Below are 18,509 nucleotides of genomic sequence, written 5' to 3' on the forward strand. Positions count from 1 at the left end.
GCCTCCGCACCGGCCTCCGCACCGGCCTCCGCACCGGCCTCCGGAACGGCGACCCGTCGCCGGGTCTCGATGACGACGCCCGGCAGGAGCACTACTCAGGGGCAGGGACGGGCCCGCCGGGACGGAAGCGCTCCACCCCGACGATGTGCCGCACCTTGAGCGGGCGCACGATCACCGCGACCCGCTGCTCACCGGGCATGGTCCACTCGAAGCGTTCGACGCCCAGGTACTTGCGGGCCAGCCGGTCCATCCGGTCACGCGCCTCCTCGCCCTCGACGAAGCGGGCCACCACGCCACTGATCTGCACGCGGTCGAAGGGGTCGGTGGCGTCCGCGTGCGAGAGGTAGACGCGCGGGTCGCGACGGAGGTTCTCCTCCTTCACCCGCCCCACCGAGGTGTTGAACGTCAGCTCCCCCTCGCCCTCCAGATCCACCCACATCGGGCTGACCTGCGGTGCTCCGTCGGCGAACACGGTGCCGACGTACCAGATGTTGGGTGCCCGCAGCCGGGCGCGGACGGCTTCGTCGAATGTCGCGGTCATCCGGGGAGGCTAGCAACCACGAAGGGGGCGGTTCGCTTCGAGTGAAGCCACGTTCGAGTGAGGCCGCGAGGGCGCGTCCTCCCGCCGGTCACCGTTCGGCCGACACCTCCCGCCGGGTCACCGCTCGGCCGGCACCTCCGGTTCGGAGGCGCCCGCCGGGGCTCCGCGCGAACCGAGGAGCTGCGCGACCGGATCGGCGCTGCCCGAGGCGCTCAGCTCCTGCACCAGCTCGCAGTTCCTGGCGATCCTGCTGGAGACCCATTCGCGCAGCCACTCGGACAGCTGCGGGAGCGGCAGGTCGGACGGGGCCAGCCCGGCGAGCACGCACCCGGTTGCCGCCGCTCCGCCGACGTTGACGACCACGTCCGGCAGGACGGTGTGGCCGGCCTCGCGCAGCAACCGGCGGGCGGGCGGGGTGCAGCTCAGGTTTCCGCCCTCGACCACCAGGCCGGCCCGGACCGCCGGCACCGCCTCCTCGTCGACCGCGGAGGCGGATGCCGCCAGCACCAGCACATCGGCGTCGACGTGCAGCCACGTCTGGCCGGGCCCGTGGACGGTGACCCGGGTGGGCAGGCGGCTCCGGTCGATCGTGCCGTCGCTGCTGGTGAGCGCGGCGAGTTCAGCGACGGGCAGTCCGCGCTGGTCCTCGATGGTGCCCCGGACGTCGGCCACGGCCACCACCGAGTGGCCGTGGGCGGCCAGGTGGCCGGCCACCGCGCGCCCGACGGTGCCGAAGCCCTGGATCGCGATGCGCTGCGGGGTCCGCGCACCGGAGGCCCGTAGGGCCCCGAGCACCGCGACGGCCACGCCGAACCCGGTGATGTCGGCCATGTGGTCCCACAGTTCGGCCCAGTCGACGGTGAGACGGGTGGTGCCGGGGCGGCGGGTGACGTCGTACCCGGCGGCCTCGAAGGCGACCTGCCGGTCGGCGTAGGTGGTGCCCTGGTCGCACCCCAGGTACACCCCGCCGTGCAGCAGCGGGGCCGCGGCGCGGCCGAACCCCCGCATCACCGCCCGCCGTTCGACGGTGGCGCCCGGATCGGGTGCGATGCCGGCCTTGGCGCCACCGATGGGCAGGCCGACCAGTGCCAGCTTGTGGGTCATCGCCCTGGCGAGCCCGGTCAGCTCCTGTTCGGTCACCGTCCGGGTCATCCTGGTGCCGCCCAGGGCCAGGCCGTCGACCATGGAGTCGACGACGACCCAGCCCCGGGCCTGGCACCCCGGGAGGTTCAGGGTGGTGGAGAGCAGGGGCTCGGCCACCGGGCGCGCGCCGTGCGGTGCGAGCGTCCGGTTCACTGCGCACCGCCCTCCGGGACGGACCGCAGGCGCAGGCTGCGGGGGCGCATGTCGGTCCACACGTGTTCGATGTGCGCGAGGCATTCGTCCTTCGCGCCCCGGACGCCGACCTCGCGCCAGCCCGCCGGCGACTCGCGGTCGGCGGACCAGATCGAGTACTGCTCCTCGTCGTTGACGACGACCTTCCACTGCTCGGATGCTTCGCTGGTCATGCCGTTACCTCCAGATGTCGGTGGTCGGGGGGTCCGCCGGGCGGCGGACGGGTGGAGCCGGTTCACGGCCGGTGTCGAGACGGGTGCCAAGACGGGAGCCGAGGTGGGTGCCAAGACGGGAGCCGAGGTGGGTGTCGAGGCCGTCCAGCCATTGCGGAAGGCTGGCGGCGCGCAGGAGGCCCGTTCCGATGAGTACACCGGCGAAGCCCTCACCGAGCAGGCGGGCGGCGTCATCGGGGCAGCGGATGGCCCCGGCACTCACCGGGCACCGGGTGCCGCTGCCCAGCACCGCGGGCAGGAGCGACGAGCTTCGCCCGAGGTCGCCCGCGCCGCGTTCGCGGGTGGCGATGTCCTTGTTGTTCACCGCGACCACGCACTCCTCGGCGCGCGGCACGCGGCCGATCTCCTCCTCGGTGGTGACCTCGACGAACGGCGTCAGGCCCAGGCTCAGGCCGAGCTCGACCAGATGGCCCAGGGTGGTGCGCGGCAGCAGCGCGGCGGTGAGCAGGACCGCGGACGCGCCGCTCTCGCGGGCCTGGTGCAGTTGGCTCCGGCGGGTGATGAAGTCCTTCTGCAGCACGGGCAGGTCCGTCGCCGCCACGACCTCGTGCAGCAGCTCCGGGGTGCCGCCGAACCACTGGCCGGTCACCACGGACAGGCAGGGTGCGCCGACGTCCTGGTAGTCGGCGACCAGCCGGGCGGCCGACCTGTCACCGAACAGGTCGTGCCCGGCGGCGTCCTGCCGCTTGAGCTCCATGATCACCGGTCGGCGGGCGTCCAGCAGCGCCTCGATGAACGCGGCCGTCATCTAGGCCCTCGCTTTCGGATCACGCCAGCCGCGCCGTACGGCCGTGACCCGGTCGGCGCTCAGTCGTCCGTCGCCGTCCCTGGCCGCCGTGTCCACGTCGATGCCCAGGAACAGGGGGTGGTCCAGCACCGCCCGGTAGTCCTCCCGGTTGTCGGCCGAGATGCCGCCGGCCAGCAGGAAGGGCCGCGAGAGGCGGTCCGCGATCTCGATGACGGCCCCGCAGTCCGCCGGTTGCCCGGTGCTGCCGATCCGGCCGTCTCCGGCGACCGCGTCCAGCAGGAAGAGGTCCGTTCCGGCCCGCTCGTACGCCGCGATCAGGGACCGCTCCGCGCGGGTGTCCGCGCCGAGGTGCAGCACCTTGACCACGGTGAGGTCCGTGGTGCCCTTCAGGGCGCGGACCAGGCCCGGCGGCTGGTAGCCGTGCAGTTGGACCCACCGGACCCGGGCCGCGGCCGTCGCCGCGCGCAGCGTCTCGGCCTCGTTGAGGAAGGTCACGAGGACCGGATGCATGCGCGCCGTTCGGTGTACGGCGTCGGCGAGGGAGGCGAGTTGACTGAGCGTCAGGTCGGCACGGCCGCCTGGGACGCCGTGCCACAGGCCGACGAAGTCGGCTCCGGCGCTGTCGAGCGATGCCACGTCCTCGGCCGAGGCGGCTCCGCAGATCTTGACCAGCATCAGGTGTCACAACCCCAACATGGCGGCGATGCGGTTGCGTTGGATCTCCGACGTGCCCGAGTAGATCGGGCCGGCGACCGCGTCGCGCACGTCCTTCTCCAGTCCGTACTCGGCCAGGTACCCGCTGCCACCGAAGATCTGCACGGCGGCCAGCGCGGAGGAGAGGTTGCTCTCGCTGGCGAGGACCTTGCTGACGGCGATGTCCCTCGTGACGTTCTCGCCCTCCGTCAGCCGGACGGCCGTGTCGTAGAGCCACTTCCGCGCGGTGTCCAAGCCGATGCTCATGTCCACGAGCTTGTGGGAGATCGACTGGTACGAGCCGATCGGACTGCCGAACTGGACGCGCTCCTTGGCGTACTCGACGCAGCGGTCGAGCCGGTAGCGCATCTGCCCGGTGTTGATGACGAAGGAGCAGAGGATCTCCCACTTCATCACGTGGTCCAGGACCAGGAACCCTGATCCGACCCGGCCGATCACGGCGGATGCGGGGATCCGGCAGTCGTCGAAGTGCAGTTCGCCCAGCGGCGCCGTCCGCAGCCCCATGGTGGCGACGGGCGGCCCGACGACGAGCCCCGGGGTGTCCCGCTCCACGACGAAGGCGGTGATGCTGAGCGGGCCGGCCTTCGGGTGGGTGCGCGCGTAGACCACGAACACGTCGGCCACCGGGCCGTTGGTGATGAAGGCCTTGCCGCCCCGCAGCACGAAGCCGTCGCCCTCGCGGGTGGCCGTGGTCCTCATCGCCAGCGCGTCGGAGCCGCTCTCGGTCTCGCTGATCGCGTGCGCCCCGATCGTCTCTCCCGAGCAGATCCCCGGCAGGTGGCGCGCCTTGAGCTCCGGCGAGCCGAACCGTTGCAGCGGGACTCCGACGCTGACCAGGTGGGTGGCGACCGAGAAGTTCAGTCCGCCGTCACGGCACCCGGTGCCGAGTTGTTCGAGCACGTGCATGGTGGTGAGTAGGTCCTGGCCCAGCCCGCCCCACTGCTCGTCGAACGGCAGGCCGAGGATTCCGGACCGCTGGATCAGCTTCCACTTGTCCCACGGGAAGGCGCCTTCCGCGTCCCCTTCGAGATGGCCCGAGCTGAGTTCCTCGCACCACTGGGCGATGCCCTCGCCCAGAGCGATCTGGTCGGCGTTCCAGCTGATCATCTGTCAGTCCTGTTAGTACTCGGAGAAATCGGTCGAGTCCAGGTTGTGGCGTTCGTCGCCGCGCAACGCGGGCGAGAACACGCACACCAGGCGGAGGTCCGCGTCCTGGTCCGCGATCAGGAAGTGGGCGTCGTGCAGGTCGAGCGCGTACAGCGTGCCCGGCTCGATCGGGTGGGACGTGCCGTCGGCGTTCACGACCTGCCCCGTTCCCTCGATGCAGTAGCAGGCCTCCAGATGACGGCGGTACTCCAGCCTCGACTTGGTGCCGGCGCGGACGGTGGTGTCCGTCATCGTGTAGCCCAGGCCGTCGGATTCGAGAAGGAACCTGCGGCTGAGCCCGTTGCCCCAGTCCACGGTGGTCACCTCGTCAAGGCGTCGGACGATCATCGGGTGTGCCTCCTAGCGGTTTGCCGAATCAGCGGTTTGTCGAATCAGCGGCTTGTTGAGTGAGCGGTTTGCTGAATGAGCGGCTTGTTGAGTGAGCGGCTTGCCGGATCAGCGGTTTGCTGAGTACGGCGAAACGGTCCGTACGAAGGTGTGGAACTCCTCGACCACGTCGGCCCCTGCGGCGAGGGCGTGCTCGATCCGGGCGACCCCGGCGCTGCCCACGACCGCGGCGTCGGCGCCGAGGCCGTGCAGCAGGTCGATGTCCGCCCGGGAGCGGACGCCGAATCCGACGGCGATCGGTACGGCGGTCGTCCTGCGCAGTGCGGCCAGCGCGTCGGCCAGTTCCTGGCGGTCGGCCGTGAGCTCGCCGCCGCTGCGGCCGTAGTGGGCCACCAGGTACAGGTACGCGGTGGCGGACTCGGCGGCTGCGGCCTTCACCTCGGCCGTCGACGCGGCGTAGCAGGTGGCGACCACGGGCAGCCCCGCCTCCTGCACCGCTTCGAGGTAGCCGGCCCGTAGCCGCGGCGGCAGGCCGTGGACCAGCAGGCCGTCGACGCCCGAGTCGGCGACCCGCCGGACGAAGCCGGGCACGGTCAGGCCTCTGACCGTGTGGCTCCAGTCGGCCAGCAGCGCCACCCGCAGGTGGCGCAGCCGGGGCAGGATCCCGCTGAGGAGTCCGAGCACCTCGTCGAGTCCGACGCCGTCGGCCAGGGCCCGCTGCGCCGATCGGCGGATGACCGGCCCGTCGGTGACCGAGTGGGGGAAGGGCACCGCCAGCTCCAGGCAGTCCACGCGGCAGTCGTCGAGCATCCGCATGACGTCGGCCAGGACGGGCAGCGGGGGATCTCCGGCGTTGAGGAACATCGCCAGGCCGGGCTGGTCCGGTGGCCGGCGTGCGAAGAACCCGCTCACCGCGCACGCGCCGTGGTGATCACGCGGCGCGCCGGGTGCGCGCGCAGGCGGTCGACGAGGTCGCGGGCGGCGCCGCTGCGGAGGGCGCCGTCGGCCGCCCTGATCGCCTCCGGCCACCCGTCGATCAGCCCGCTCGCGACGGCCAGGGCGGCGGCGTTCAGGCAGACGGTCCGCGTTGCGAGAGCCGTCCCGGCTCCGGAGAGCACGCCGAGGAAGTGGTCGACCACGTCCTCGCCCTCGCTGGTCGGCCGTAGTCCGGCGATCGGGTCGGTGCCGCTTGCGGGAGTCCCGGGAGCCTCGGCCCGCAGTCGGATCGCGTCGGTGCCGTCATTGGTGAGGACGACGCTGTCGACGGAGCTGACGAGCTCGTCGACTCCCAGCTCGTTGGAGCACAGCCAGATCCTCCGGTCGGCAACGGTGGCGGCGACCTGGGCCAGAGTCGGCAGCAGCGAATGGTCCGAGACACCGACGAGCTGGGCGGAGACCGGCACCGCGGCCAGGAAGGGGCCGACGGAGTTGATGAATCCGCCGATCATCCGCAGGTCCATCGGCACGATGCTCCGGGCCAGCAGTGCCACCTCCCGCGGGTAGACGAAGTTCCCCGGGAAGGCGATGCCGAAGCGTTCCAGCAGGGCGTCGGTCTGCTCGTAGGAGGTGGTCGTTCCGATGCCGAGGCGGTCGAGCAGGTCGTGGGAGCCGCAGGTGCTCGTGTAGGCGCGGGATCCCGTCTTGACGATGCGCACGCCCAGGGCGGCGGCGACGAACGCCGCCGCGGTGGAGATGTTGAACGTGGCCGGCCCGCCTCCGGTGCCGACGATGTTGGCCGTGCGGTCCAGCCGCGCGGTGACGGCCGGCCGGCGCTCGTCCAGCGAGCGGAGCATGGCGACCAGCGTGTCCCGATCGGGCATCCGGGTGGACAGCGAGGACAGCAGCGCCACCGTCTCGCCGGAGCGGAGGGCGCCGTCACGCAGTTGGTCCCAGAAGGACCCCCACATCTCCTGGTCGACGACGGCGCGGTCCCGGTCGATCAGCGCTCGCAGCACCTCGTGCATGGCTAGTGGGCGTCCGTCCGGTGCTGCTGGGCCTGCTCGATGAACCTGCTGATCGAGCCGACCGAGCGGAAGCTGTCCGGGTCGAGGTCGAGGTCGATCTCCTCGACGCGCAGGTCGAAGCAGTCCTCGAGCCAGGCGATCGTCTTGAGCAGGCCGAGGCTGTCGATGACCCCGCCGTCCACGAGGTCGTAGTCGGAGTCCAGTTCGTTCGCGCCGACGTCCGGCAGGAACTCCTCGATGATGAACTGCGTGACTACCGCGGCGTGTTTCACGTGGCCGTTCCTTCGTTTGGCTGGGACGGGGAGCAGGCGGGCTGGAGGGGCGTGCGGTCGATCTTTCCGGTGGACGTCCTGGGCAGCGGGTCGTCCACGATCAGCAGGGTCGAGGGGACGGCGGTGAGCGGGAGCCGTTGTGCGCAGTGCCGGCGCAGCGCCAGCGAGTTCAGCCGGCTGTCCGGGGCGCGGCGGACCACGCTGCGCAGCAGGCGGCCGGCCACCGGGTCGGGCACGGTCACCACGGCCGCCTCGACGACGTCGGGATGGTCGAGCAGCACCTGCTCGACCTCGTGGGTGTTGACCCGCACGCCGCGGACCTTGACCTGGTGGTCGTTGCGGCCTTCCAGGGTGATGCGGCCGTCCCGGTCACGTCGCACGAGGTCGCCGCTGCGGAAGTAGCGCCGCGCCTCCCCGTCGTGGTGGTGGGTCGCGAACCTGTCCGCGTCCTGCTCCCGGTCCAGGTAGCCGTCGGTCTGGAACGGCGTCGCGACGTGGAGCTCGCCGGTCCCCGGCCCGGTCACGATCCCGCCGTCGGCACCGACGATCACCGCGTGGACTCCGGGCAGCGGGCGTCCGATCGGCACCGGGCCGTCCGCCGGTTCGGTGCCGTCGACCTCGTGCAGGAAGCTGTCGTTGGTCTCGGTGCAGCCGTAGATGTTGTAGAACCGCGCGCCGGTGAACAACTGCGGGAGTTCGGCCAGGCAGCGGGCGGGCATGCTGTCGCCGGTGAAGACGACGTGCTCGACGGTGTCGAGCCGCCGGCCGCTCCCGGCGGCCGCGTCGACCAGCAGCCGGTAGAACATCGGTACCGCCTGGACGAGTTGGACCGCGTGGCGGGACACGAGGTCCAGCAGGTAGCCCGGCTGGGTGGCCCGGGCCGGATCGACCAGGACGACGCGGCCGCCGTACTTGAGCGTGGTCCAGATGTCCAGCAGGCACAGGTCGAAGGTGAGCGGGGCGTAGTTGAGGACCGTTGTTCCCCGGCGGACGCCGAACCGCTCGCCGGCCCAGGTGGTGAAGCGGTCCACCGCCCCCGTGCTCAGTGGCACGATCTTCGGCCGCCCGGTGGAACCGGAGGTGGTGAACATGAAGGAGACGTCGGCGGGCTCCGTACGGCGCGGCGCCTCCGGTTCCGCCGGCCGGTCCGGGGCGCCCGGCCCGGGTCCGGGCGCCCGGGGGCTCTCCGGTGACAGGACGTGCCGGATTCCGGCCTGCTCGACCAACGTGTGGGGCGTCCGCCCCTCCGGCGTGGGCGCCGGCAGCAGCAGGAAGCGCCGCCCTTCCAGCAGGCAGGCGAGCATCAGGGCGATCGTCGAGGGCGACTTGGCGGCCGGGATGCCGACCGGCTCGTCCCCGCCCGGGGCGAGCCGGGCGATCCGGACGCGCTCCCGCTCCGCCAGCTGGTGGAGTTCACGGTAGGTCGTCTCTTCTCCGCGCCATATCAGCGCCGGATCACCGGGGTGGCCGGTGGCGTGCGAGACGAATGAACCCACCAGACTCTGCTGCTGCATCACGACTTCTCCGAGTTCATGCAACGGGGTGGGTTCATATACAACGGATGAGTTCATGCAGCGGGTTCACCGATCTTATTCGGAACAATGAAGGCCCGGCATGAAAGGGGCCCACCCGGCCGTCCCCTGGAGACAGAAGAATTATCACGTGGTGCCCGTCCACGGAAGTGGGGTGCACGATCCGAGCCATGACGGCACGTCAGAGAGGGTGTCACGGCCGGCCGCGCCGATGCTAGCCGTCGAGCGTGTTCGATCTACATAAGGATTCCGGTGGACTGGCGTAAATATTGTCTTGATGCCTGCAACCCCGTTCTCGATCTTGCGGAGTGAGACGGGAGCCACCTAGTATCCGCCGTACTGTTCGCCAAGTAGCGAATCGGCGAGGGGATTTCCGGGGCGTTGAAGCGTTCCCGATCGCCGTGAAAGGTGGATCCGTCATGCCTGGTCCCGATCGGCGCGCGCACGCTCCGACCCTGTTGTCCTTCGCCCAGCAACGGCTGTGGTTCCTCGACCGGCTGCGGCCGGGCCGGCCGGACCACAACGTCCCGACCGCGGTACGCCTGCGCGGACGACTGGACCAGGGGGCGCTCACCCGGGCGCTGACCGAAGTCGTGCGGCGCCACGAGGTGTTGCGCGGCAGGATCGTCGACACCGAGGACGGCCCGCGCCACGCCGCGGAGCCGGTCGAGACCTTCGTGCCGACGATCACCGATCTGACGCACGCCCCCGCGGAGCAGGCCTGGCAGCGGGCCCGGGAGCTGGTGGCCGCCGATCTGGCGACCCCGTTCGACCTCGGGACCGCTCCGATGCTGCGGGCCCGACTGATCCGCATCGCCCCCGACGACCATCTGCTGCTCCTGGTGATCCACCACATCGCCTGCGACGGCTGGTCGCTGTTGGTGCTGTGGCAGGAGTTCTCCGCCGGATACGCCGCTGCCGTCGACGGCCGGCCGATCGCCCTGGCGGACCTGCCCGTCCAGTACGCCGATTTCGCCGACTGGCAACGGAGCCATCAGGCCGGAACGGCGATGCTGGACCAACTCGCCTACTGGCGCGAGCACTTGGCCGACCTGAGCCCGTCGGTGATCCCGACGGACCGAACCCGCCCCGCGGTGTGGTCAGGCCGGGGCGACCAGGTCGAGATCGAGATCCCGGCGGAACTCGCCGAGCGAATACGCACACTGGGGCGCGCCCACGAGGTGACGCCGTTCATGACGCTGCTGGCCGCCTTCCAGGTCCTGCTCGCGCGTTGCACGGGACAGGCCGACGTGACGGTGGGGACGCCGATCTCCGGGCGGACCCGGATCGAGGTGGAGCCGCTGGTCGGCTTCTTCGTCAACACGCTCGTCCTGCGCACCGACCTGTCGGGCGACCCCGGCTTCACCGACGTGCTCGCCCGGGTGCGGCGGTGCGCGGTGGAGGCCTACGCCCACCAGGACGTCCCCTTCGAGCGGCTGGTACAGGAGCTGCGGCCCGAACGCGACCTCGGCCAACACCCGCTGTTCACGGTCATGTTCCAGCTGGAGGAGCCGCCCGCGCTCCCGTCCGGCCTTCCGGGGATCGAGGTGAGTGACCACCAGATGCCGAACGACGTGGCGAAGTTCGACATCGAGGTCTCCATGACGGACGGCGGCGATCGCTTCACCGGCGTCATCCGCTACGCCGCCGACCTCTTCGACCGCGACACGGTGCGGCAACTCTCCGAGGGTTTCCGGGTGTTGCTCGACCAGCTCGTCGAGAGCCCCGAACGGCCGATATCGGCGTGGGAGACCCCTCCCGGCCTCCGGGTGAGCCGCCCCGCTCCCGCCACCAGGAGCGAGACGGCCAGCGAGCCCGCCACCGAGACCGAACCCGAGCCCGCCGCCGAGACCGAACCCGAGTCCGCCGCCGTACCCGAGTCCGCCACCGAGACCGGGCCCGCCACCGAGACCGGGCCCGCCACCGAGACCGAGCTCCTCGTGCTGGAGACCTGGGCCGAGGTGCTCGGTGTCACCCCGGACGGCGTGGACAGCGACTTCTTCGAGCTGGGCGGCCATTCGCTCCTCGCGTCGAAGGTCATGTCCCGACTGGGCCGGGCACTCGACCTCGAACTGCCCGTCGCCCTGCTCTTCTACCACCCGACCGTCGCCGAACTCGCCGACGGCATCGACGCGGCGTTGCTGGCGGACCTCGGTGCCGCCGCCGAAGCGGAACCGCTTCCCGCCGGAAAGGCCCGTCACCCGTGAAGGCACAGCACAGTCGCCCCGAGCCCGGCCGGCCGACCGGTTCCGCGCCCGGAGCCGCCCCGTCGGCCGGTTCCACGCCGGCCGCCACCCGGGCCCTGCTCGACCAACGCGTCCGCGCGGCCCGGAGCAGGGCCGCCGAGGGCGAGCCGGAGGCCGCGATCCCGCCCCGTCCGGCGGGTGCGCAGGTGACGTCGTTCACCCAGGAACGCATGTGGCTGGTCGAGCGGCTGTCCGACGGCCCCGCGATGTACAACGTCCACGAGGTCTTCCGGCTGCACGGCCCGCTGGACGTGGCCGCCCTCGGCCACAGCCTCACCGAGCTGGTGCGGCGCCACGAAGTCCTGCGCACCGCCTTCCCCGAGCGGGACGGGCTCCCCAGCCCCTCGGTCGAGCCGGCCCGGCCGCTCGACCTGCCCGTCACGGACCTCCGGACCGAGCCCGCGGAACGCCGGACGCGGCTGGCCCTCGATCTCGTTCAGTCCGAGATCCTGCGCCCGTTCGACCTGGCCGCCGCCCCGCTGCTGCGCGCATCACTGCTGCGGGTCGGCGAGGACGAACACGTCCTGGTGGTGGTCGTCCACCACATCGCCGTCGACGGCTGGTCGATGCCGCTGCTGTGGGACGACCTGTCGGCGATGTACCGGAGCCGGCTGGAAGGCCGCGAGCACGAGCTGCCCCCCTTGCGGATCCAGTACGCGGACTTCGCCCACTGGCAGCGGGCCCGGCTGTCCGGCGACCGCCTGCGGCGCCAACTGGACTACTGGAGCGCACAGCTGTCCGGGCTGTCGCCGCTGGACCTGCCCACCGACCGCCCGCGCGGACCGGTCCGCGCGGGCCGGGGCGAGCGGATCACCTTCACGGTGCCCGAGGAACTGGCCGACCGGTTGCGGCTGCTGGGTCGGCGGCACGGCGCGACGATGTTCATGACGCTGCTCGCCGCGTTCCAGGCCCTGCTCGCCCGCTACAGCGGGCAGTCCGACGTGGCGGTCGGCACACCGGTCGCGGGCCGGACCCGTCCGGAACTCGACCCGCTGGTGGGCTCGTTCATCAACACCGTGGTCATCCGCACCGACCTCGCGGACGACCCGAGCTTCGCCGAACTGCTCGACCGGGTCCGCAGCACCGCCGTGGACGCCTACGCGCACCAGGACCTGCCGTTCGAACGGCTGGTGCAGGAATTGCGGCCGGCCCGCGGTCTCGACCGCAACCCGCTGTTCCAGGTGATGTTCGCCGGCCTGTCCGACCCGGCCGCGGCCCTCCGGCTGGTGGGGACGGAGGTCGAACAGATCGAGGTCGACAACGGCACGGCCAAGGTCGACCTCAGCCTGGTGATAGCCGACCGGCCGACGGGCGCGACCGGGGCAGCCGGCACCACCGGGACCGTGGCCTTCGACACCGATCTGTTCGACCGCGCGAGCGTGGAACGGCTGGTCGGCCACTACCTGCGGCTGCTGGACGCCGCGGCCGGCGATCCCGACCGTCCCGTCTCGCGCCTGGACCTGCTCACCGAGGCCGAGCGCGAAGCGCTCCTGGTGGCCGCCAACGCCACCGACGAACCCTTCCCCGCGGACCTCTGCGTTCACGAGCTGGTCGAGGAGCAGGCCCGGCTGACCCCCGACGCGGTGGCGGTCCGCTGCGGCGCCCAGCGACTGACCTACCGGGAACTCGACCACCGGGCCAACCAGTTGGCCCGGCACCTGCGAGCCCGGGGAGCGCGGCCGGAACGCCTGGTCGGCGTGTGCCTGCCGCGCTCGGCGGACCTGGTCGTGGCCCTGCTGGCCGTCCTCAAGTCGGGCGCCGCCTACCTGCCGCTGGACCCGGACCTCCCGGCGCAGCGCATGTCGTTCATGCTCGCCGACGCCGAAGTGCCGCTGCTGCTCACCCAGCGCTCCCTGGCCGACCGGCTGCCGCGGCACGGCGCCGCAACGGTGTGGACGGACGACGAGGCCGGGCTCATCGCGGCCCTGCCCGGGGACCGGCTGCCGCCGCTCGCGACGCCCGCCAACCTGGCGTACTCGATCTACACCTCCGGTTCGACCGGCCGCCCCAAGGCCGTGCTGGTCCCGCACGAGGGCGTGGTCAACTACCTGGTGGTCCGCGGCCGACAGCTGGATCTCGGCGGGGACGATGTCGTCGCCTCGGTGGCCTCGATCTCCTTCGACGTCATCGTCCCCCAGGTGCTCATGCCCCTGGCCTGGGGCGCGAGCGTGGTGATCGCCCCGTCGGAGGTCGCGGTCGACGGCCCGCGCCTGACGGAGATGATGCGCGGGTTCGGCGTCACCACGCTCATGGCCACACCGGCCACCTGGCTCCTGCTGCTGGACGGCGGATGGCAGGGCGGCCGGTTCCAGGCGATCTGCGTGGGCGAACCGCTCCAGCCCGCCCTGGCCCGGAGGCTCCTCGACCGGGTCTCCACGCTGTGGAACGGCTACGGTCCCACCGAGGCGTCCGTCGGCTGCGTCACCCGGCGCGTGGACGCCGACCGGGACCTGGCCCGGCCGGGAGGGTCCGTGCCGATCGGCCGGCCGCTCGGCAACCTCCGGATCTACCTGCTGGACCCGGCCGGCGCCCCGGTGCCCGTCGGCGTACCGGGCGAGATCCACATCGGCGGGGTCGGCGTCACCCGCGGGTACGCCAACCGGCCGGGGCTGACCGCCGAGCGCTTCGTGCCCGATCCGTTCGGTGTCGACGGCGGCCGGCTGTACCGGACCGGCGACCTGGCGCGGTACCTGCCGGACGGCAGCCTGGTCTTCCTGGGCCGCACCGACGAGCAGGTGAAGATCCGGGGCTACCGCATCGAGCTGGGCGAGATCGAGGCCGCGCTGTGCGCGCAGCCCGGTGTCGCCAGGGCCACGGTGACGGTGCGGGGCACCGGGACGGACGCCGAACTGGCCGGCTACCTGGTGTGGCAGGACCGGCCCGGTGACCTGGCGGTCCTGCGGCGCTCCCTGCGCGAGACCCTGCCCGAGTTCATGGTGCCCACGACGCTGACCGCGCTCGACCGGATCCCGTTGACCACGAACGGCAAGGTGGACCGCGGGGCCCTGCCCGAGCCCGCCCGCCACGGCCACGACGCGGGTGCGCTACCGCCGCGGGACCTGCTGGAACTCCTGATGACCAGGATCTGGGAGCGTGTGCTGGGCACCCCGCGGGTCGGCGTCCGGGACGACTTCTTCGCGCTGGGCGGGCATTCGCTCAGGGCGGTCGAACTCGTGGAGGCGATCCGGCGGGAGTGGGGGGTCACCGTGCCGCTGAACACGGTGTTCCGCCATCCCACCGTCGAGGGTCTGTGCGCGGAACTGCCCAACGCCTCGCAGGCCCTGCGCCGGCTCGTGGTTCCGCTGGCCGAAGGAGATCACCGCAGGGCGCCGCTGATCCTGGTGCACCCGCAGAGCGGCGACGTGTGCTCCTTCCTCCACCTGGCCGAGCACCTCACCGAACACCTGGCCGAGCACCCCGCCGAACAGCCAGCCGAGCACCCCGTCGAACCGCTCGCCGGCGGCCGGCCCGTCTACGGCCTGGAGGCCGTCGGCTACAACACCGAGGAGCCGCCACTGGCCACCGTCGAGGAGCAGGCGCAGCGCTACCTGCGGGAGCTGCGGTCCGTCCTGCCCGACGGCCCGTACCTGCTGGCCGGCTGGTCCTTCGGCGGGCTGGTCGCCTTCGAGATGGCCCGCCTGCTGGAGGAGGAGGGGAACCCCCCGGGATTCCTCGGGATCATCGACGTCGGAGCGCCCGCGTTCACCGGCGGATCCACCGACGGCTCCACCGGCGGATCCACCGACGGCTCCACCGGCGGATCCACCGAGTCCGACCACGGGCCCACCGACGGGCCCGGCGGCCATGACGCGCACGGGACGGCCCGGTTCGCGCTCGCCTCCGGGCTGCCCACCGGAGCCGTCGGAGAGCTCCACGAGCTCGACGAGCAGGACGCCCTCTCCCTGCTGCTCCACGACGCGCACGCCGGCGAGCGCCTTCCCCTGCGGGTGCGCACCGAACAACTGCGGCGCATGGTAAGGGTCTTCACCACCAACGGCGACGCCGCCCGACGCTACCGGTCGACCGCGCGGCTGCGGACACCGATCCACCTGTTCACGAGCGCCGAGGCACACCCCGTGCTCGCCGCCCCGGTCGTGGTCCCCGCCCGGTGGCGCGACCGCACGCAGGGGGCGTTGAGCGTGGTCGAGGTGCCCGGCAACCACCACGACATGCTGTCGCCGCCCCACGCCGCACCCTTCGCCGACGCCCTGTCGGCCGTCCTGGAGGAGCTCGGATGAGCGACGGACACGAGCTGCCGTTGTCGTCGGCGCAGTCCGGCATCTGGTTCGCCCACCACCTGCGCCCCGGCAGCCCCGTCTACAACACCGGTGAGTACGTGGACATCCCCGGGCCGATCGACCCGGAGCTGTTCGAGACGGCCGTGCGGCGCGTGGTGGACGAGACCGAGTCCCTGCGCGTTTGCCTCACCGACGGTGCCGAGGGCCCCCGGCAGGTCGTCACCCCGTCGCCCGACTGGTCGATGGACCACGTCGACCTCACCTCGACACCGGATCCGCTGCGGGCGGCCGAGCGCTGGATGCGCGCCGACCTGTCCACACCGGTCGGGCTCACCCGGGACCCGCTGTTCCGCCAGGCCCTGTTCGCCGTCGCGCCGGACCGCTTCCTCTGGTACCAGCGCGTCCACCACATCGTGGTCGACGGCTTCAGCATGTCGCTCATCGCGCGCCGCGTCGCCAAGACCTACACCGGACTGGTCGAGGGCAGGGGAGGGGCAGGACCGGCCTTCGGGCCGCTGAGCCTCCTGCTGGCGCACGACGCCGCCTACCGCGCGTCGGAACAGCCCGGACAGGACCGGGCGTTCTGGGCGGCCCGGCTGGCCGGCCGGCCGGATCCCGTCAGCCTCGCCAGCCGCTCGGCGGCCGCCTCGGACGGCTTCCTGCGCCGTACCAGCACCCTCGACGCGCCCACCGTCGCGGCGCTGCGGCGGGCCGCGCGGCCCGCCGGGGCGAGCTGGCCCACCGCCTTCACCGCAGCGGTCGCCGCGTACCTCCACCGCCTCAGCGGCGAACGGGACATCGTGCTCAGCATGCCGGTGACCGGGCGCACCGGCTCCTCCGTGCAGGCCGTCCCCGGCATGGTGGCGAACGTGGTGCCGCTGCGGCTGCGCGTGCACCCGGAACAGGGTCTGTCCGCACTCGCGCGACAGGCGGCCGAGGAGGTCGCCGCCCTGCGCGGGCACCAGCGCCACCGCAGCGAGGACCTGCGCAGGGAACTGGATCCGGCCCGGTCGGAGCGGGTCCTGTTCGGGCCCCTCGTCAACATCATGTCCTTCTACTACCACCTGGACTTCGCGGGTGTCCGGGCCACCGTGCACAACCTGTCCAACGGGCCGGTCGAGGACCTCTCGTTCTCCGTCTACGACCGCTCCGACGGCACCGCGCCCCGGCTCGACGTCGACGCGAACCCCGCGCTCTACTCCGAGGCCGAACTCACCGCCCACCAGCAGCGGTTCCTCCGGTTCCTGGACGCGGTGGCCGCCGACCCGGACCGGCCGATCGGCCGGCCCGACCTCCTCACCCCCGAGGAACGGCAGCGGACCGTCGTGGCCGTCAACCGCACCACGCAGCCGCTGCCGCACCCGACGGTGCCGCTGGCCTTCGCGGCCGAGGCCGCGCGCACGCCCGATGCGCCCGCCGTCGTGTGCGGCGAAACCACCCTGTCCTACGCGGAGTTGAACGACCGGGCCAACCGGCTGGCCCACCGGCTCATCGCCCTGGGCGTCCGCTGCGACAGCACGGTGGCCGTGCTCATGGAACGCTCCGCCGACGTGGTGGTGTCGGTCCTGGCGATCAGCAAGGCCGGCGGCGCCTACGTACCGCTGGACACCCGGGCCCCGACGGCCCGCCTGCGCCGCGTCCTGGACGACACCGGGGCGGCGGTGCTGCTCACCCACCGGGCCACCCTGGACGACGCACTGTCCCACGGCACCCCGGTCGTCGTCGTCGACACCGACCCCGGACTCGCCGACGAGCCGGCCACCGACCCCGTCGTGCCGCTGCGCCCGGACCACCTGGCGTGCGTCCTGTACACCTCCGGGTCCACGGGCACGCCGAAGGGGGTGGCCCTGACCCACCGCAACGTCATCAGCCTGACCGCGCAACGCTGTTGGCGCGAAGAGGACGGCCCGCGGGTCCTCGCACACTCCCCGCACGCCTTCGACGCCTCGACCTACGAGTGGTGGGTGCCGCTGCTCAACGGGGGCCGGGTCGTCGTGGCCCCGCCCGGCGAGCTGGCGCTCGCGGACCTCCACCGGCTCATCGTCGACCACCGGGTCGGTGCGCTGTGGCTGACGGCCGGGCTGTTCCGGGTGTTCGCCGAGGAGTCACCCGGCACGCTGGCCGGGGTCGGCCAGGTGTGGACCGGCGGTGACATCGTGCCGGCCGATGCCGTCCGGCGCGTCCTGGCACGGTGTCCGGACTCCGTGGTGGTCGCCGGGTACGGCCCGACCGAGGCCACCACGTTCACCACGCGCAGGGTGCTGCGCCCCGGCCGGCCCGTGCCCGACGTCGTCCCCCTCGGCCGACCGGTGGACAACAGGCGGGTGTACGTCCTGGACGAGGCGCTGTCACCGGTGCCGCCGGGGGTGGCCGGCGTGCTGTACGTCGCCGGTGCGGGCGTGGCGCGCGGGTACCTGAACGACCCCCGCCGCACGGCCGGCCAGTTCCTGCCGTGCCCCTTCGGCGACCCGGGCGAGCGGATGTACCGCACGGGCGACGTCGTCCGCTGGAACGCCGAGGGGGAACTCGAGTTCCTCGGCCGCGCGGACGAGCAGGTCAAGCTCCACGGCTTCCGCATCGAGCTGGGCGAGATCGAGGCGGTGCTGGCCGGGCACCCGGCCGTCGCCCAGGCGACCGTGGTCGCCGGCCCGGGCGCCTCGCCCGGCAGGCGTCTGATCGGCTACGTCGTCCCGGCCGGGGACTCGGGGCTCGACCCGGCGGCGGTGCGGGAGCACGCCTGCGCGGTGCTGCCGGACTACATGGTGCCCTCGGCGATCCTCACGCTCGACGCCTTCCCCCTGACCCCCAGGGGCAAGATCGACCGGGCCGCGCTGCCCGTCCCGGACCTCGCGCCGGCACCGTCCGGGCCCGGACCGCGAACCCCGGCGGAGCAGACGATGTGCGCGCTGTTCGCCGAGGTGCTCGGCCGGCCCGCGGTGGGCGTCGACGACGGTTTCTTCGCGCTGGGCGGCAACTCCCTGCTCGCGACCCGGCTGGTCAACCGGGTGCGGGTGAGGTTCGGCCGTGAACTCACCCTCGGCGCCCTGTTCCAGGCACCCACGCCGGCGCGCCTGGTCGAAGCGCTCGAGGACGCCCCGGACGCCGCGGCCGTACCGGCTCTCTCACCACGTACACGACTCTGACAGATCAAGCGATCACAGGAAGCACCTCGGCATGGTCCACACCCTCTCC

At 72.4% G+C, this 18,509-nt stretch carries 14 protein-coding genes; 3 read left to right on the forward strand and 11 right to left on the reverse strand.

Features of this window, described 5'->3' with window-relative positions; all coding sequences use genetic code 11:
• Positions 1-91: 91 nt before the first annotated feature.
• The 11 genes from ACIOGZ_RS24635 to ACIOGZ_RS24685 all read right to left on the reverse strand — a co-directional run bounded on the left by ACIOGZ_RS24635 (position 92) and on the right by ACIOGZ_RS24685 (position 8,815).
• Positions 92-541: a TIGR03618 family F420-dependent PPOX class oxidoreductase gene (locus ACIOGZ_RS24635; protein ID WP_363629994.1), complete on the reverse strand. Its 450-nt coding sequence runs from the start codon at positions 539-541 to the stop codon at positions 92-94.
• 117 nt (positions 542-658) lie between these two features.
• A complete protein-coding gene (locus ACIOGZ_RS24640; protein ID WP_400987290.1) occupies positions 659-1,837 on the reverse strand; it encodes a Glu/Leu/Phe/Val dehydrogenase dimerization domain-containing protein in 1,179 nt (392 codons plus the stop codon).
• Positions 1,834-2,049 carry an MbtH family NRPS accessory protein gene (locus ACIOGZ_RS24645; protein ID WP_363629998.1) on the reverse strand — a complete coding sequence of 72 codons (216 nt, stop codon included), beginning with the start codon at positions 2,047-2,049 and terminating at the stop codon, positions 1,834-1,836. The genes ACIOGZ_RS24640 and ACIOGZ_RS24645 overlap by 4 nt, the downstream gene beginning before the upstream one ends.
• A 4-nt stretch (positions 2,050-2,053) precedes the next feature.
• Positions 2,054-2,857, reverse strand: coding sequence for an indole-3-glycerol-phosphate synthase (locus tag ACIOGZ_RS24650; protein WP_400987292.1), 804 nt, complete (start codon positions 2,855-2,857; stop codon positions 2,054-2,056).
• Positions 2,858-3,532, reverse strand: a complete 675-nt coding sequence (locus ACIOGZ_RS24655) for an N-(5'-phosphoribosyl)anthranilate isomerase (RefSeq protein WP_400987294.1) — start codon at positions 3,530-3,532, stop codon at positions 2,858-2,860.
• A gap of 6 nt (positions 3,533-3,538) precedes the next feature.
• A complete protein-coding gene (locus tag ACIOGZ_RS24660) occupies positions 3,539-4,678 on the reverse strand; it encodes an acyl-CoA dehydrogenase family protein (RefSeq protein WP_363583403.1) in 1,140 nt (379 codons plus the stop codon).
• A gap of 12 nt (positions 4,679-4,690) precedes the next feature.
• Positions 4,691-5,065 (reverse strand): ectoine synthase, encoded by a 375-nt coding sequence (locus ACIOGZ_RS24665; RefSeq protein WP_331744348.1) that lies wholly within the window; start codon positions 5,063-5,065, stop codon positions 4,691-4,693.
• 108 nt (positions 5,066-5,173) lie between these two features.
• Entirely contained in the window at positions 5,174-5,977 is an 804-nt protein-coding gene (trpA, locus tag ACIOGZ_RS24670; protein WP_400987296.1) for a tryptophan synthase subunit alpha, read from the reverse strand.
• The gene (locus ACIOGZ_RS24675; RefSeq protein ID WP_400987298.1) at positions 5,974-7,029 is read right to left on the reverse strand and encodes an anthranilate phosphoribosyltransferase; all 1,056 of its coding nucleotides are present in this window, start codon (positions 7,027-7,029) and stop codon (positions 5,974-5,976) included. The genes trpA and ACIOGZ_RS24675 overlap by 4 nt, the downstream gene beginning before the upstream one ends.
• A gap of 2 nt (positions 7,030-7,031) precedes the next feature.
• Positions 7,032-7,301 (reverse strand): acyl carrier protein, encoded by a 270-nt coding sequence (locus tag ACIOGZ_RS24680; RefSeq protein ID WP_363583409.1) that lies wholly within the window; start codon positions 7,299-7,301, stop codon positions 7,032-7,034.
• Positions 7,298-8,815 (reverse strand): AMP-binding protein, encoded by a 1,518-nt coding sequence (locus ACIOGZ_RS24685; RefSeq protein ID WP_400987300.1) that lies wholly within the window; start codon positions 8,813-8,815, stop codon positions 7,298-7,300. The genes ACIOGZ_RS24680 and ACIOGZ_RS24685 overlap by 4 nt, the downstream gene beginning before the upstream one ends.
• A 437-nt stretch (positions 8,816-9,252) precedes the next feature.
• Between ACIOGZ_RS24685 and ACIOGZ_RS24690 the strand changes: the two genes are divergently transcribed.
• From ACIOGZ_RS24690 to ACIOGZ_RS24700, 3 genes are read left to right on the forward strand one after another with little or no spacing between them, the layout of a single operon-like run.
• A complete protein-coding gene (locus ACIOGZ_RS24690; RefSeq protein WP_400987302.1) occupies positions 9,253-11,040 on the forward strand; it encodes a condensation domain-containing protein in 1,788 nt (595 codons plus the stop codon).
• Positions 11,037-15,317 carry an amino acid adenylation domain-containing protein gene (locus ACIOGZ_RS24695; RefSeq protein ID WP_400987304.1) on the forward strand — a complete coding sequence of 1,427 codons (4,281 nt, stop codon included), beginning with the start codon at positions 11,037-11,039 and terminating at the stop codon, positions 15,315-15,317. Before ACIOGZ_RS24690 ends, ACIOGZ_RS24695 begins: the two co-directional genes overlap by 4 nt.
• Positions 15,314-18,460 (forward strand): amino acid adenylation domain-containing protein, encoded by a 3,147-nt coding sequence (locus tag ACIOGZ_RS24700; RefSeq protein WP_400987306.1) that lies wholly within the window; start codon positions 15,314-15,316, stop codon positions 18,458-18,460. Before ACIOGZ_RS24695 ends, ACIOGZ_RS24700 begins: the two co-directional genes overlap by 4 nt.
• The last annotated feature ends 49 nt before the right edge of the window (positions 18,461-18,509 follow it).

This window comes from Kitasatospora sp. NPDC088160, assembly GCF_044741445.1.
In the GTDB taxonomy this organism is placed as follows: Bacteria; Actinomycetota; Actinomycetes; order Streptomycetales; family Streptomycetaceae; genus Kitasatospora.